The organism is Chitinophaga sp. YR627 (genome assembly GCF_900114995.1).
Lineage (GTDB): Bacteria > Bacteroidota > Bacteroidia > Chitinophagales > Chitinophagaceae > Chitinophaga.
Window position 1 is genome coordinate 451,275 of record NZ_FOUX01000004.1, and the last position, 16,269, is coordinate 467,543.

Consider the following 16,269-nt stretch of genomic DNA (forward strand, 5'->3'; position numbering starts at 1 on the left):
CAATTCATCTGTGCGGTACACTTAATCGAGACCTCTGACAATAAATTCCAGGATAAAGTTACGGAGCAAGCCAGCCATCTGGATTTCTGTTTGTTTCCAGGAAATGGCTGTATTACGGACTGTCTGCTGCCAGATACTAAACGAGTTGCGGGGATGATATTGTATATTATCTTTTTCAAAACGTACTGCTTCATTGGGATTTCCGCCCCAGTTCACCTGCTGGATCACTTCCGGGCGGAAGACCACCAGGAACTCTCCCTTATTAGGCTGGACAGGAATCACCAGTATACCGCTGGCAATTTCCGCATAGTGTATAGATGGTTCGTAAGTTCCGGACAGATGAAGTTCCTGGAATACCTGACCGGAAGTGGAAGTACTCTGCAACCAGAGGAACAGGTCCTTTAGTTCATTTTTGCCAGGCACTTTACCAACAGTCTCCAGGCGTTTGTTATGCATGATGGCAGCACCGGAGGCATTAAGCAATTGGAGCACATTCGTCTCACGGCTCAGTAACCCCTGGGGCAGATCACTACCGGTAAATACCTGCTCTATGAGACGGGTATGTACATCGTGCAACTTCGTGTATTCGTCACTTTGTTCTTTATAATAAAGCGACTGGATACGTGCGGCAATAATATCTGAGAGCAATTCAAACAAGGCTCTGCCTTCATAAGGCAACTGGTATGCCGTACGGTGGTGACAGGAGAATAATCCCCATAACTGACCGTCTTTCAGGATACGGCAGGACATAGAAGTCATGATCTCCATGTTCTTCATATATTCCAGGTGTACCGCAGGCACGCTGCGCAGGTTACATCCGGAGAGATCCGTAAAGGCGTTGGTCAATGGATTGATAACCGGATAGAGGCTGACAGGCACATATTCCCTGTTGGGAATCATGCGGTAAGGATTGTCCAGGTACATCGCCCTGGCCTGACGGGGAATGTCAGATGCAGGAAAGGTGAGGCCCAGATAAGATTCCATACCAGGTTCCTGTTCTTCAGCGATCACGGTACCATTCCAGTCTTTGTCAAACTGGTATACCATTACCTTGTCATATCCCGACAAGGCTTTCAGCTGTCTGGCAGCTGTTTCACAGGCAACCTGAATAGACGGCGCCGCATTGATCGCGGCCATCGCATATTTCAGCTGCTGATAAATATTAATGAAAGAATTGTCTTCGCCAGCCTGGCCAAGTTCTTCTATTTCAAGTATTAAAGCTTCCCCTGACAGATGTGTGATAGCCAGATAATCTTTAGGACCATCCGAACCGGTAAAGGTCAGGGTAAAGGGCAGCTTATTCACCAGACCTTCATCCAGTTTACGTTGCAGCTCCTTCATCTGGCTGGCCGGGATATAATCTGACAAGAGCGTATCCACTATTTCCGGTGCTTGCCGGCCAACGGCCACACTGATATTTTCACTGACCTGTACGATCTTATAATCTGCCTGCCGGATCACCAGCAGCATGCCATAGGGTTGTATCAGGTTTATCTGATGAAGGGGTACACTTCCACAAAAAGTAGAATCAAAATTCCGTTTCTGCATATGACGGGTCTGAGTGGGTTAATAAAAGATATTACTGTCCCTGTTGCTGGAGCGCCCACAATTTAAAGCGTTCAAAAGTGGCTGCTGCTGCTTCCAGCATTCTTTGCTGCTGGGTTTCATTACCGTGATAACCCTGCAAATAATGTACAAAGGTATCCCAGTAAGACTGGGTATCAGTGCCATAACCATTAAAGAAGGAAAGTGCTTTGGGTAATTCAGGAGCGGCCAGATTCCGCATCAGTATCTGGCAAATGACTTGTCCGCCCAGTGTAGAACCTTCCAGGACATACATAGCTCCCAGTGCCTGTGCGTTATCTGTTATTTCCGGTATATCTGTGCAACAGGGTGGTGTAGTAGCAGGCGCGCCGCTGATAGCAGCTATATCATCCAGTAAAAGGGATGCTTTTCTTCTCCGCTCAAAACCTCCTGGAAAGGAGATATCCATATGCGCAGCAATATGCTGCTCCAGCGGATAATAGTAACCATAAAAAAGTTGTAACAGCTTGATATACGCGGCAGGCGTATTGGCAGCTTTTATGCTGGGAATCAGTACACGCTCAAGTTCCTGATGTTGTTTCCCCGTACGTTCCCTTAACAGTTCGATCATTATTATACTCAGTTATTAAGTTGTCGAGAGTAGTTAAAAGTACGGTGAATATATGTGTAGTCTGTGTGGAAAGATTTCTACGGTAGTTGAACAACTGTAAACCAATAGGTATGCAGCATGCGGGTAAACGCTACCAGGTCAGAAAAGTTGGCGGGCTTGATGGTATAACTATTTACGCCCAGCTCATAACATTTCGAGATATCCTTTGCCTCTGTAGAGGTGGTCAGAATAATGATCGGCAACCATTTAAGGCTGGCGTGTTCCTTGATTTCGCGCAGCGCTTCACGACCGTCTTTACGCGGCATGTTCAGGTCAAGCAAAATAATGCTGGGGAACGGATACTTTTCCTCATCGGCATATTTACCCTGCCTGTTAAGATAAAACATCAATTCTTCTCCATTCTCTACAAAACGCAGTTCAGTGTCTGCCCCACTTTCTTCAAAGGCCACCTTTATCAGTTCCCTGTCGTCTGCGTCATCATCTGCAACAAGTATACATTTCCTGCTACGTAGCACCTTTTTGATCATCCAGTTTTCATTTAACGGCTAAAATTACTTAAATAAACTTGCAAAACACGCAGCGAAGTTGGGGAATTGTGCCTTGGGTCTCGTCTCCAGTTGTCAGGAGACGAGACCATTAAGGACTTATTAATGTTAAAGAAACTTATGTTCTGCTAAAGAAGTCTGCTTTTGGAGTAAACAAACAGCACTTTTAATTAGGAAGCTGTTGCAAAGGTAGCTGCAGCAATGCTAATACATTGATCAAATCGGGAAAAAACATTACGATATAAGGAAATATCAATGCAGTTTCAACCTGGTTTCGATCATGCCGTTGAAGGAAGCCGGCCCCATGTGTACAACCGGTTTAATCGCTCCTATACGACCTGCAGGATGACCTTCTATGTAGTTCAGTGCTGACATCAGACACATTTCATCCGGATCACCGAAATCGTGCGTAACATCATCGGAAGAGGGAATATCTACATCCATACCATGGAAGTAGTCCCCAAATCCGTCAGCATTCTTCATAGAGAAATTCGATAAGTATACGGTGTATTTATCGATACGTAAACCAAAGAAACCAACGGGTTTTCCATAAGTGGTCTGCCCCACCAGTTTCACCGGCATATATGGTTTCAGGCTGTTAATGACCAGTTCACTTGCAGAAGCAGTACTACCACTTACGATGAAAACGGCTTGTTTTACGGAGTTCAGTGCGCCGATATTGTCAAACTTGAAGGTATTACCGGCAACGGAATAGTCCAGATCTGCATAAGTGGCCAGGTGACCATTCCACATCACAGTTTCTCCGGCGGCATTACGATACAGCTGTTGTTTCAGAATAGGCGCCTGGCCGTTCTGCAACAGTGTATTGAAGTATTCTGTATACATCACCTTTCCATTCAGAGAAGAAGGCGCGATCTGATTCACCATATACTCAGCAGTCTGTGTATAACCTCCGCCGTTATAACGCAGATCCACTACAAGCGCAGTAATGCCAGCACCGGTGAACTGACTGAATGCCTGATCCAATGCAGCTTTCGTTGTGTTATAATTAGAGAAACGGCTGTATGCGATATAGCCGACTTTCTGCGCACCCGCATCCAGTATAGCTGTTTTCAGCACAGCGGTGGTCGTATAGTTTTTACGGGTAAGGTTTACCGTACTGGTCGTGCCATTATCCCTTTCAATAGTGATAGACACGGTTCCCTGTGCGAGGGCTGATTCAATGAAAGAGCCTGAATTCACAGTTATAGGAGTACCATTAAGGGCTGTTACTTTCATGCCACGGGTGAGTCCGGCATTAGCAGCAGCGGAGGAAGGATGTACTATCCGGATACGCACATCAGTATTTCCGTTAGCGGAAAGACCGATACCAAGGTCATCTCCTTTATCATTCAGGTCAACTGTTCCCTGTCTGCCTCCATCGAGGCTTTCTTCACTGATAAAAGAATATTTGGGATGTCCGGGTGTACCGGAATACTCAAAAGCCTCTCCCGTTGTCGAATTGATCTTTATCTGTGTAAGGGCATATAGCTCCCGCTGGTAGTTTTCCAGCAGATTACCGCCGGTTGCGTATTGCCTGGGATTAAAAACATCGTATGCCGGCAGTGCATCGTACCAGAGGTAGACCTGCTGGGCATAAAGATAGATGGAATCCAGTGTCAGCTGCTCTCTTGAACCTTCTGCAGGCGTAGGAGGCGGCTCTGATTGTTTGTCTTTTTTGCAGGCAAACAATAAACTGGATAAAAACAGTAGCTGGATTAGGGAATTGCTTTTTTTCACCAAAGTGGTTTTAAGTTGACCTATAGAATAGTACAGTCCGATGAAATTACGAAAAAAATACAGAGTCACAATAGCACAGCCTCAAAGACATTATAATAAAAACTATATGACATAATACTACCTACCATATTAATTTTTTAACCATTTTTGCATAAAATCATCCGATTCCAAAGTAAGAGGAAGGTAAAAAACCGGATTACCGGTTGACAAAAACAGCTTTAATAACTTTCTTTGCATAGCGAATCGACCAAACTGTACAAAAGGAAGTGTATAGGGGGATAAGACACCACAATGCCAAAACGATCGCATGCAGGAGTGCACAAATAATTAAATATCAATTAGTCCAATGGTAAAATTTGAGTACATCTGGCTGGATGGTTATCAACCAACCCAAAGCCTGAGAAGTAAAACCAAAATCGAAAAAGAATTCAGTGGTAAACTGGAAGATCTTCCAATGTGGAGCTTTGACGGTTCTTCTACTAAACAGGCGCCAGGTGGTTCTTCAGACTGTCTGCTGAAACCAGTTTTCTTTGTAAAAGATCCTCAGAGAAAGAATGCGTATCTGGTAATGTGCGAAGTACTGGAAGCAAGCGGTAAACCACACGCAACCAACGGCCGTGCTACCATTGAAGATGATGATAATGATTTCTGGTTTGGTTTCGAACAGGAATACTTCCTGTGGAACCCAAATAACAATAAACCTTTAGGCTTCCCTGACAATGGATATCCAAGCCCACAGGGTCAGTACTACTGCTCTGTAGGTACTAATAACGCCTTCGGTCGTGATATCGTTGAAGAACACCTGGACGTTTGTATCGAAGCTGGTCTGAACGTAGAGGGTATCAACGCAGAAGTAGCTGCTGGTCAGTGGGAATTCCAGATCTTCGCAAAAGGTGCGAAAGAAGCTGGTGACCAGATCTGGATCGCCCGTTACTTACTGGAAAGAATCGGTGAGAAATACGGTGTTTCCATCAACTGGCATTGTAAACCATTAGGTACCCTGGACTGGAACGGTTCCGGTATGCACGCTAACTTCTCCAACACCCTGCTGAGAACTGCTGGTGATAAAGCGGTGTATGACAAAGTATGTGAAGCTTTCCGTCCTGTAGTATCCGAGCACATTGATGTATACGGTGCTGACAACCACCTGCGTCTGACAGGTCTGCACGAAACTGCGTCTATCCACGATTTCAGCTACGGCGTATCTGACCGTGGTGCTTCTATCCGTATCCCCGTTGCCACTGTAGAAAGAGGCTGGAAAGGTTACCTGGAAGACAGACGTCCAAACTCCGCAGCAGATCCTTACAAAGTTGCAGCGAGAATCATCAAGACTGTAAAAACTGCATTATAAGCCTGGCTTATCTGCATGTATATAATTAGAAAGGCGCATCATTCTCATGATGCGCCTTTCTTTTTTGTCAGGGCGGCTGACCTGATAAAAAGTAAAAAAATGATTAGTTAAGTCTCTTGTAACGGAATTTAAAGAACGGGAAGTTATTAGCCTGTACGGTTGCATTAGGCGTACCGTTTGAATACAGGTCCTGTAACTGTACTTTGTACTTTACATTTGCGCTCGTAGTGACGATCAGACTAACTTCCACACCCCATTCAGCAATAGGATATACAATGTGATTTACCACATCGTAGTTATACCATCCCGGATGAGCCGTATTCAGGGTGGTAGCACCTGTTGGCGGCGCCATCAGGATACGGTTGTAACCGAAAGTGCTCACAGATGTACCTGTGGTAGAAGAAGTGATGCTGGCAAAAGCAGTTGTGGTATACTGTAAGGTATAACCTGCCGGAACGCTGATATCTGCATTGGCAGTACCACTAAAGATCAGGTCAAAACCATCACAACCACCATCATTGTCGGCCAGGCTGTAGTAATATACTGAATGTGCAATGTGTGGAGGATTACCGGTAGTACCCTGTATTCCCTGGAAAAAGTTTGCCACGTTATACACGCCGCTGGCATCCAGTGTAACGGTGCCATAAGTGCTATCGCAGTTAAAAGATACTGTCTGACCGGTAGACGGACTGGTTGCCGCTGTGGTCACATCAGCTCCAGACAATACAGGTGTTGCCTGGTTGCCCTCTTTCTGACAGGAAGAGAATATTGCCATCGCACCCAGCGCTACTGCGTAGAATGAGCGAGCAATATTTTTTGTAGTTTTGGCTGCTGATTTGGGGGCAGTGTCTAAGATTTTCATTTTTAGAGTTTTAAAATGTTAAGGATAAGATATTTGTTCTCCGGATCTTCGGGGAGCCGGGACAGTACCAGTGTCCGGCTCTCTTCTTTTCCGGTATGGCAGCCGCCATTGACAATGTTTATTCTGTAATGATCAGAACCGGATTGATTGTTCCCGCACGCATATATACCGTCACTCCCTGATAGTTCCGGAATGCAGCATGCAGCAGGTTATAATTTCCCAGCGGGAAATCAGCAGGTATGCGGTAAGTCACACTGGTCAGGTTAAACTCCGCCAGCTCCAGGTCGTAATAGAGCTGTCCACCGGTCAGCCGGGCTCTCCCAGGCAACATACCTCTCATATTACTGCCATTCAGCGTAAATGTTTGTCCTCTCTTTACTGTAATAGCCGTTGCTGGTGCTACGACAGATGGCAAAGGATAAATAACTTTCACAAAAGCCTTGTCACTTGTCACAGTTTTAGTAGCACTTATCACTTTCAGTTTATAGCTGCCAGTATCCACATCAGGCGTCGCCATTTCCAGCGCATAATCATTGGCGCCCAGTTCGGTGAAACCATTGATCGTACATTTGGTCTCCTCTCCTTTTGCTGACACGAGGTAAGCACTTGTTATATTCACATCTGGTATCAGATAGGTAATACCTCCGATACTCAGGTTAGCACCCAGCTGTCCTGCCATATCGGTACCGCTATTGATCTGCAACTCCGGCTGATTCACGATCACCCGTAGTTTATAAGAAGAAGCAGCACCGTTCTGGGCAGTCACCACGTACGACACACTGTCCTTAATGGCAATTGCAGTACCCGAAGCTGGTGATACCGTAGCTTTATCAGATACAGCGATCAACGGCGTGATAGTAGCTGGTACAGGCTCGTCAAATGGCCAGTACAGTATGATACTTCCATCAGCAACAGCAGCCTGAATGGTATCACCTGTTGCAGCTACGACTTTAAATGTCTTCAGTTCATGATAGGGATAAGGCGCTTCCACCTTCTCTTTGCTACAGGCGCCGGCTATCATCCAGCACGCCAGCAAAACAGCGGCTGACACCTGTGAATATGTTCTATTAAAAAATGTCATGGTTATTCAATTGTTGCAGATGATTACAGAACGTTTAGAGCGTTTCGACTTTTACAGGATTCTTCATCGTTGCGGAACGTGTATAAGACGTTATCCGGATCCGGTACAAACCCGCAGGTAATTGCGCTGCAGATGGTACCGCCGTACCGATACTGTTAGTAAAATTATCTCCATTAACAGCTGTATACACCACTGTTCCCTGTTCATTCAGGTAACTGATCGTAGAAAAGATGCCCAGCGATTCCTGTTGTGGAATGAAATTCTTTCCAGTGATGCTGAAGAAGTTGAACTGAAAAGTGGATGGATCACTATGGTACAACACCAGTGGATTAGCAGGATCGGGGGATAGTTCATCTACCGCAATATCCGGCTGTTGGGTAGTCAATACCAGGTTATAGGTCGCCTTACTGCCATCCTTACCTGTTACGACATATGCCACCTTTGTTCCTTCACTCAGTTTTTTGGTAATATCATCAATGAGCACACCGTTGCCGGGTGTCACGGTAGCCCCCTCAGAAACCCTGATTTCAGGCTGTATAGCCGTCAGAAAATAGTAGTATGGCAGTATGAGTGTAATAGTCCCTTTGTCGTCGTCAATTGCCCCGTATACGGCAGCATCGGGTACGTTTGTCACCTTATAGGAAAGTATCCTGTTATTAGCGGGTGCAGGTGGTTCAATTGTTTCCGTTTTTTTACAGGCAGTCGCCAGCATGGTCGCTGACAATGCCAGCAGCAGCAGATTTTTTATCTTCATTGCAGGTATATATTGAGATTGATTATTTCAGGTCAAGATTCCGGGTACCATCTTTCTGAATAGCATATTTAAATGTCACGAATCCAGGCTTATAAGAACGGGTCGGTAATTCAGGTGCGCCCTTGTAAATACTGTAAATGACCATTTTCACATAATGTCCTTTAGCTGTTTTTATGATCAGCGCACGCGGCATACTATAGCATACATGGGCGACACTGTCCGCTGGCGATGAGGGGAACTGTAGACCGTAAAAATCATAGAAGGCCCATCCGTCAGTACTCGGACCAAAATAATCCAGTCCTACGCCATCATTGGTAAGCAGCTGCTCATCATTTACCGGCATTGTTGTGACATGTGCAAATGCACTGTCAAACAAGCGGCGTGGGGGGATTGATTTCATCGCTTTCTGCGGACCACCATAATATTCCGCATCAATGGCAGCGTCTTTTACCAGGTAGATGCCTCCGATACCCGGACCACCATAACCTGGTGAGAATTTCGCCTTCCCATTGTTGATCAGGATCGTACTGTTATACGTACCACTGAAAGCTATATCCCAGTTGGAGGTCTGCACCTGTGATGCAGGGATCGTCCGCTGGGTTTCAAGACTATAGTAGAATGTCTTTGCAGCGGCGCCGGACGTCGCATTTGTATCCGCAGCCAGATTAACCAGGGTGTATACACCTGTTTTCACATCGACAACCGTTGTCGTATCCTCCGGCGTTGGTACCTCAGGGGTATTTTTGTCGCCTTTCGAACAGGCAATAAGGGACATGGCAAGGGCCATGCATAAAAGAGTGATCTTTTGCATAGAGTGAGTGTACTTAGTAAAATGATTGCTTATCAGGGCGTTCTCAGATTCCTGCTCCCATCTTCCTGCACATAATAGCGGAAGGTGAAATAAGGCGCAGGCCAGTAGAGATCAGTCACCGCCGGTGGATTACCCTGATATACATTGATCAGTTCCAGCTTCGCATATTTACCCTCAGCTGTCATGAGGATAAACGTGCGGTTCTTTATGGGAATCGCCAGATGGGTCGTTAATGAATAAAAGTACCAGCCCGTATTGTAGACCTGTGGGTATCCATCCCAACCGGCAAACTTCAGGTTATTTTCTTTCATCACTTCCGGAGAAGGCGCCGTCGTCACTTTTGCATAAGGGGAATCAACCGCTATGATCAGGCCTTTCCCCGGTCCGCCGTACCCCGGACCATTTGCATTGCTGCCGTCGTTCACATATACCAGCGCATTATACACATCGGTGAAAGCCAGATCCCAGCTATTACTGCGACGGTTTGCAGCCGTACTATCCCATGACTGCAGCTTCGTCTTTAATTTGAAATAGAAACTCCTGAACGGCCTCCGCTCCTTTCCTTCTACGCCATCTGACACAGACGCTTCTGTATCACCAGCCAGATCGTAGACAACGGTGCTCACGCCATCTTCATAACTGGCCTTCGTATCTTTATTTTCGTCCTTTTTACAGGATGCAGCTAACAGGGTAGCGGCTAACATACAAGTCAGGGTTGCGTATCGCATGGTTTAGTTTATTTAAAAAAGCGCCATTTTAAGCCGGCCATCAAGATGCGTCCAGGTTGTCCGGGCATCAGCATATCTGTATAATTAGTCACATTATCCGCCGTTATCTGTACGGATAAATGGTCCTTACATAGTTTCTTTTCCAGAGAGGCATACAACATCGCATAACCTGCAATGAAGGTATCATACCTGTCCAGGAAGCGGTTGTTATTCGCATCGTCATATCCGGCTTTACTACGGTATGTCACACGACAGGTCGCACTGATGCCCCAGGGTGCATATTCATAGAATACCCGCAGGTTAGCCATATGCCTGGACCTGTTCTCCAGTCCGATATAGTCACTCACCCTGGAAGGGTTGGTTTCTCCCGTATTGCTGTTCCGCACTTTATTATACGGATACTTACCACTACGGATAGAATCCATGACGCCTCTGTCCTTTGCATATAATAACTGGTATCCTGCGGAGATGTCCAGTCCGGGCAGCGGACTTACCACTACACCGGCTTCTGCTCCGGCAGTGTAAGAACGGTCAAGATTGATGTAGGAATAAACAGGCTGATAATTCGTTCTGGTAGCCACCTGCACGGTATTGATGAAATTGTGCAGACTATTATAAAAGACATTCAGGTCCACCTTAACTGAAGTATGCGCCTGTACACTTAACCCCACATTATAGGACACAGAGGTCTCCGGTTGTAAAGCAGCACTGATATTCCGGGCTACAGGTCTTATTTCACTGATCAGTCCCGCAGCCTGCATCTCTGCTAATGTACCGGCGACTTCTTCCACACCTAATACCGTATATCCAGCCTGTGGATTGGTAAAGACCTGATAACGTTTCTTAAAATCAGGTGTCTTATAGCCAGTACCAACAGCTGCCTTCAGTAACACCTTCTCACTTACACTGTAACTAAATCCGGCACTCGGATTCAGACGACCTCCATAAAAACCATTGTGGTCATATCTGAGACCGATACGTGTCATGAGTTTACTAAGCAGCTTCCAGTCTCCCTGTGCGTAAGCATATCCGCTCCAAAGGTCATTTCCGCCATGAAACTCTGTATCATTCATCCGCTCCAGATTAGCGCCTGCGCCACCTGTAAAAGATAGGTTCTCTGAAGGTGTATACAGGAACTGTTCTTCCAGCCGGTGAAAATATTGGGTAAAATCATTGGCTTTCAGGGCGACCTGCTTGCCTGTGCTTACGTCCTGACTGGAACTGTAACGTGTCAGATAATACTGACTATTCACCCTGAATTGTTTGTTGACCGAAGACTGTAATACAGCAGAAGCATTTACATCACTTTCACGTAATACATCCTTCGTACTGTTTTGCGTCTGGCCACTACCATACACAGATTCATTCTGTGAGTTACGCAAAGACCATCTGCCTGATAACAATAACTGATGCGTGTTGCTCAAACGATAACGTAAACGGGACTGCAGACTATAACTGTCATATGGTGGTGCTGTTGCGCCCCTGCTGAGATAACTGTTCACATTATAGCCGTCTGTATGGTAATAATTACCAGACAACGACACAGATCCTTTCTCTTTTGAAAAAGGCATCTCTCCTTCCAATGTAGCATCCTGCGTATTCTGCGAACCATAACGTAGAATGGCCTGTCCCTGCTTAGTGGTAACTTTCTGACGGGTGATAATATTCACCACACCTCCCAGTGCTTCACTACCAAATAAACTGGAGGACGCTCCTTTCACAATTTCAATCCGTTCAATATCCGAAACGGTAATACGCGACAGATCAAAATTCCCGGCATTCCTGCCTATCATCGGCTGCCCGTCAATCAATATCAGGATATAATCAGCACTAAAGCCCTGCATCTGCATACCAATGGCACGTGATCCTGCTGCAATATCATTCACGATATTCACACCGGTTTGTTCGCGCATCACTTCATCCAACCTGCGGCTGCCCATCATCTCCAGTGTCTTTCTGTTGATGATCGTCACCGGCATAGCGGCTTTGCTGGTCAGCGTTTCCAGGCGCACAGCTTTCACCTCCACTCCGTGCAGGTTCTTAGCCCTGGAAGTGTCAGTCTGGGCCATAGCCCACTGGTGTCCCACACACAGCAGGATGATTGAAGTGTAAAAATCTTTTCTGATATACATTGGTTAATATGCCGGTACGGATATCCCTGTGCCTGTAGGGAACGGGTCGATAGTACGGGTTACTGAAATAATAAAATGATTGTCGGGCGGAGTAGTAATGTAAAATTAGTACGGAGTACTGACAAGTTAATGACGAAACGGGAAAATGACTTACGCAATCGGGAAAACAATGCGCAAAAAGAAACGCCCTCACAATTGTGAAGGCGTTCCTGCTATTATACGCTATCTGGAATTCATTTACATGACTATTTAGCTGATTGCACAAGCTTGTATTCTATCACCGGATAACCTCTTACACCACCGTCGGCAAGACCCATGCTCACAAATTTCAGTTTATAGTAGTTACCATTGGCATCTTTCACCACGTAGTAGAAGTTTTTGTAGATACCAGCGCCGGTTGTAGCTCTCCAGCTGCTGCCGATAGCATCACGTTTGTCGGAGAATGTCAGCGTAGCGATGTTGGAAGCAGAGAAGTTGTTATAGCTGATTACAGTGCTGTCCACTTTAGCTGCGGTTACACCTGCATATTGGTTGGTCACCACGAAATCAGAGAAGAAATAAGGAATGGTCGCTGTGTAATAAGCAGCATATGACCATGCGATATCCCAGTCAGCTTTCTTAGGTTCTATATTTACGGTGTTACCATTCTCCAGGGAGAAGAAAGTAAAGTTGAAGCTATTATCTTTTGTGATAGTCGCTGTCTTAATAGTCGTTTCTTTCAGCTTTGCATACTGTAAAGTATAGCCATTGCCGTTTCTTGTAACACGGATCTTGTACCAGGTAGCAGGATCAGTAGCAGATGAAGTTTCTGGTTTTACCAGGTATACTTTGTTGCTGGCTTCAGCAGCAGATACTTCGGCGATCGCTGTCTTGGTCAGATCACCATATACATCGTCGATCATTGCCAGTGTACCCTGTCCCTGTCCGATAGCCAGATTGATACCGGCAGTATCTTCGATATTAACAGTATTGATATCAGTTTTATTTAAAGCCTTTGCGCTGATAGAAGTGAAACCATTGAGGATAACACGGTATTCAGCACCGCCATAGAAACCAAGGGACCAGCTGGTACGACCTCTTGTAGCGGTTGAGTCAGAGCTGAAATCTACATATACTGTATTAGGGGAGCCTGTGCCGCCACCGCCGTTCAGCGTAAGCTGAGAACCATCAGAAGGTGGTATTACAACGGTAGGGTCCTCGTCTTTACTACATGCACTGAATAAGGTTCCAACAGCAAGTACGAGGAGAAGTCTGCTTAATTTCATAGCCATTTTTGTTTGATTGTATTTATTTGATTAATTATTTGTTCCTGTTCCAGTTGAAGCTCAATCCCAGGAAATAAGACCGTCCATACCACATCGGCAATATGCCACCTGCTGTATGCGCCTGTCCGCTGGTCAATGTTGAATTGTTGATATTGGTATTATTAAACAGGTTTCTGACACCTGCATTGACCGATACATATTTTGTAATGGTCTTGGTTGCTGTAAGATCTGCCTGATGAAAAGACGGAGTCCTTATCTCATGTATAAAAGAAGGAACAGCAGTTGTGACTTCCTCATAAGCAGGACGCTCTCCGTTGAATTTATAGGAGAGGTTCAGCGCACCACCGATCTTTCTGAAGTTGTAGGTAATATTGGCATTCACTTCCGGTGTCCAGGTAAATGCAGGTGTTGGATAATCTTTGTTATAGGCATCGTCATCTGAGAACTGATTATAACGCGCGATGTAAGAGAAACCAACATTCACCTGCAAATCCTTCCAGTTCATTACACCACTTAATGTTCCACCAGTCGTTTTAAACTTGCTGATGTTCACATATGTAGAAGTATCCGATCCATTGATAGTCGCAATATCTATCCTGTTGTTGAAGTCATTGTAGAATCCGGTAGCAGTCACACCTATCTTTACCGCTCCTTTTTCAACAGCCTGCCAGCTGATAGAACCGGTGAAGCTGTTGGAATATTCTGCTTTAAGATCACTGTTTCCTTTGATAGAATGACTGGCGTCAAAGAAATAGAAATACAATTCTCTTAAAGCAGGTGCTCTGAAACCACGTGCATAAGAAAGACGCAGGTCCAGATTATCGCGTAATGCAAATTTGGTATTAACAGAAGGGATTACCGGTGGTGCATCGTATACGGAATTTTCACTCAGTCTCACACCCGGACGTATATTCATCCAATGTACCGGTTTGATTTCAGCAGAGAGGAATACGGAATAGTCGTTGATATAAGGTGTACCCAGTATACGCTGTCCGGAAGAACCATCACGACGATATTCTACACCCGGCTGAAAGGACCATACCGGAGAAAAAGTATACTGCGCTGTTCCTCTGAAGAAAATCGTATTGAACTTAGACACATCCTGTGCACCGGCATCAGTTGCCAGTGCCTCTGTATTATTTGTAAAGTCTTTAATTGTTGTACGCGTGATCCGCTTGTAATCCTGATAAGAAGCAGTCGCATTAATGCCCAGGTCTTTGTTCACCTGCCATACAGCCTGTGCCTGGTGTGTAAAACGATCTGTCAGGTAATGCTGATCTGTTGCCTTTCCGTTATCATAGTTAATATCACCGCGGCTGATGATATCTTCATCGAGATAATCCAACCGGTACCACACTTTCAGATTTTCATTACTGTATCCCAAGGAACCATTGGCGATGAGCTGATCTTTCGGCTTCCAGGCTTTCCGGCGACCGGTAAGTGAATCACTCCATCCACCGAAATCATTCCTGGTAAAACCAGCACCGGCAAAGAAGCCTTTGTGCCCCCACTGTATACCGATGTTTTCATTATGTACACCTTCTGCTTTGAAAGCGGCATACTCTTTACCAACGGTTTCTTCCTGTACACGGGCTGTAACAGACAGCTGTTCTTTTCCGTGATACTTTTTTGTGATGATATTGATCACACCAGCCAGTGCATCTGTTCCATAGACCACAGACATGGGCCCCTCAACAATTTCTATTCTTTCGATGGTATTAATATCTATCTGAGAAAGACTCTGACGGGTGCTACCTCTGTCGACCAATGGAACTCCATCTAACAGGATCTTCACGTTTGTACCAGACATCCCCATGATCTCCACATCGGTTTCACCTAATGTAGCATCATTAGAAAAGCGTACACCTAACTGATTATCCAACACACCAAGTACGTTGGTAGCACCTCGCAACTTTATATATTCGCTGGAAATCGTTCTCACCTGATACACAGACTGCTTCAGAGATTGTGGGGCATACTGACCCGTTACCACTACGTCGCGTAAACGTACTGAATCAGCAATAACATTATCAGGCGCTTTCTGTTTGGCAGACTGCGCCCATGCGCTATTGCATAAGGCAATAGACAGACCTAACACAATAAATTGTGACCTCATAAAGTATAGTAGCATTGACCCCTTTAAAAAAATTGCATAAAAATCCCCTGCCGTTGTGTGCTACAGGCAATACAACGACGCATACTGGTACCAACGGTTAAATGAATAATGCTTTTGTATTACACGAACTGCGGGCGGAGATTGCAGCCATGGTGTAATACCGGATATCTGGCGGAGTAAATAATGCATGCAAGATAAGCATGCGTTTGACGAACACGTTTATCTATTCAGGAAAAAGACTTACGCAAAAGGGAAAAACACTAGCGGATCAGATCATATACCTGTTGCAGCAGAACTGCCTCACCCATCGCTTCCTTCATATCCAGCCATTCCTGCAATGTAAACGTAAAACTGATATCTCGGCATGGCGAATGCACGATCACTCTTTCTTCTCCATCAGGAAACATCATACTACAGTCGTAGAAGTCCTGGTGTTCGAGCGTTTCATGAAACAATTGAAAATCTTTAGGAGTGAAATTCAGGATAAGGTTATTATGCCATATATATACGGTCTGGCAGTTTGCACAATGGCTGATCTGCGCCTTATTCTTATTCCACAATGGTCTGATATCGCACATATATTTTTGTTTAAGGGTTTGTGTCGTAATCTGGATCGCCAGGCAGCGTGCACACTGCCGGCAATAGCAGATAAACTTCACTGATAAAGGGTTGTCGAGGATAGTATAGTTTCTTTCTGGAGCTGACAAACAATGGATGTCTGCAGCAATA

General features: G+C 45.3%; 14 protein-coding genes. 1 reads left to right on the forward strand and 13 read right to left on the reverse strand.

The genetic code is table 11. The features are described from left to right. Positions 1-21: 21 nt before the first annotated feature. The 4 genes from BMZ72_RS22420 to BMZ72_RS22435 all read right to left on the reverse strand — a co-directional run bounded on the left by BMZ72_RS22420 (position 22) and on the right by BMZ72_RS22435 (position 4,440). Positions 22-1,548: a GAF domain-containing protein gene (locus BMZ72_RS22420; RefSeq protein ID WP_089811939.1), complete on the reverse strand. Its 1,527-nt coding sequence runs from the start codon at positions 1,546-1,548 to the stop codon at positions 22-24. 31 nt (positions 1,549-1,579) lie between these two features. After that, positions 1,580-2,155: a biliverdin-producing heme oxygenase gene (locus BMZ72_RS22425; protein WP_089811940.1), complete on the reverse strand. Its 576-nt coding sequence runs from the start codon at positions 2,153-2,155 to the stop codon at positions 1,580-1,582. A 77-nt stretch (positions 2,156-2,232) separates the two neighbouring features. Then, on the reverse strand, positions 2,233-2,682 hold the full coding sequence (locus tag BMZ72_RS22430) for a response regulator (RefSeq protein WP_089811941.1): 450 nt from the start codon (positions 2,680-2,682) through the stop codon (positions 2,233-2,235). 270 nt (positions 2,683-2,952) lie between these two features. Continuing rightward, a complete protein-coding gene (locus tag BMZ72_RS22435; RefSeq protein WP_089811942.1) occupies positions 2,953-4,440 on the reverse strand; it encodes a S41 family peptidase in 1,488 nt (495 codons plus the stop codon). 346 nt (positions 4,441-4,786) lie between these two features. On the opposite strand from BMZ72_RS22435, the gene BMZ72_RS22440 reads away from it, so the two are divergent. After that, entirely contained in the window at positions 4,787-5,791 is a 1,005-nt protein-coding gene (locus BMZ72_RS22440; RefSeq protein WP_089811943.1) for a glutamine synthetase beta-grasp domain-containing protein, read from the forward strand. A gap of 103 nt (positions 5,792-5,894) precedes the next feature. Here BMZ72_RS22440 and BMZ72_RS22445 read toward each other — a convergent pair whose 3' ends face one another. The 9 genes from BMZ72_RS22445 to BMZ72_RS22485 form a co-directional block, all read right to left on the reverse strand. Further along, complete coding sequence (locus BMZ72_RS22445) at positions 5,895-6,653, reverse strand: hypothetical protein (protein ID WP_089811944.1); 759 nt, start codon at positions 6,651-6,653, stop codon at positions 5,895-5,897. Between the two features lie 118 nt (positions 6,654-6,771). Continuing rightward, complete coding sequence (locus tag BMZ72_RS22450) at positions 6,772-7,734, reverse strand: hypothetical protein (protein ID WP_089811945.1); 963 nt, start codon at positions 7,732-7,734, stop codon at positions 6,772-6,774. 34 nt (positions 7,735-7,768) lie between these two features. Beyond that, on the reverse strand, positions 7,769-8,488 hold the full coding sequence (locus tag BMZ72_RS22455; protein ID WP_089811946.1) for a hypothetical protein: 720 nt from the start codon (positions 8,486-8,488) through the stop codon (positions 7,769-7,771). Between the two features lie 22 nt (positions 8,489-8,510). Continuing rightward, a complete protein-coding gene (locus tag BMZ72_RS22460) occupies positions 8,511-9,299 on the reverse strand; it encodes an HmuY family protein (RefSeq protein ID WP_143087751.1) in 789 nt (262 codons plus the stop codon). Positions 9,300-9,331: 32 nt separating this feature from the next. Further along, the gene (locus BMZ72_RS22465) at positions 9,332-10,027 is read right to left on the reverse strand and encodes an HmuY family protein (protein WP_089811948.1); all 696 of its coding nucleotides are present in this window, start codon (positions 10,025-10,027) and stop codon (positions 9,332-9,334) included. 8 nt (positions 10,028-10,035) lie between these two features. Then, positions 10,036-12,159, reverse strand: coding sequence for a TonB-dependent receptor plug domain-containing protein (locus BMZ72_RS22470; protein WP_089811949.1), 2,124 nt, complete (start codon positions 12,157-12,159; stop codon positions 10,036-10,038). A gap of 245 nt (positions 12,160-12,404) precedes the next feature. Then, positions 12,405-13,424: an HmuY family protein gene (locus BMZ72_RS22475; RefSeq protein WP_177222896.1), complete on the reverse strand. Its 1,020-nt coding sequence runs from the start codon at positions 13,422-13,424 to the stop codon at positions 12,405-12,407. A 34-nt stretch (positions 13,425-13,458) separates the two neighbouring features. Then, positions 13,459-15,540: a TonB-dependent receptor plug domain-containing protein gene (locus BMZ72_RS22480; protein ID WP_255373268.1), complete on the reverse strand. Its 2,082-nt coding sequence runs from the start codon at positions 15,538-15,540 to the stop codon at positions 13,459-13,461. A 260-nt stretch (positions 15,541-15,800) separates the two neighbouring features. Then, positions 15,801-16,118, reverse strand: a complete 318-nt coding sequence (locus BMZ72_RS22485) for a DUF6686 family protein (RefSeq protein ID WP_089811952.1) — start codon at positions 16,116-16,118, stop codon at positions 15,801-15,803. Positions 16,119-16,269: the final 151 nt, after the last annotated feature.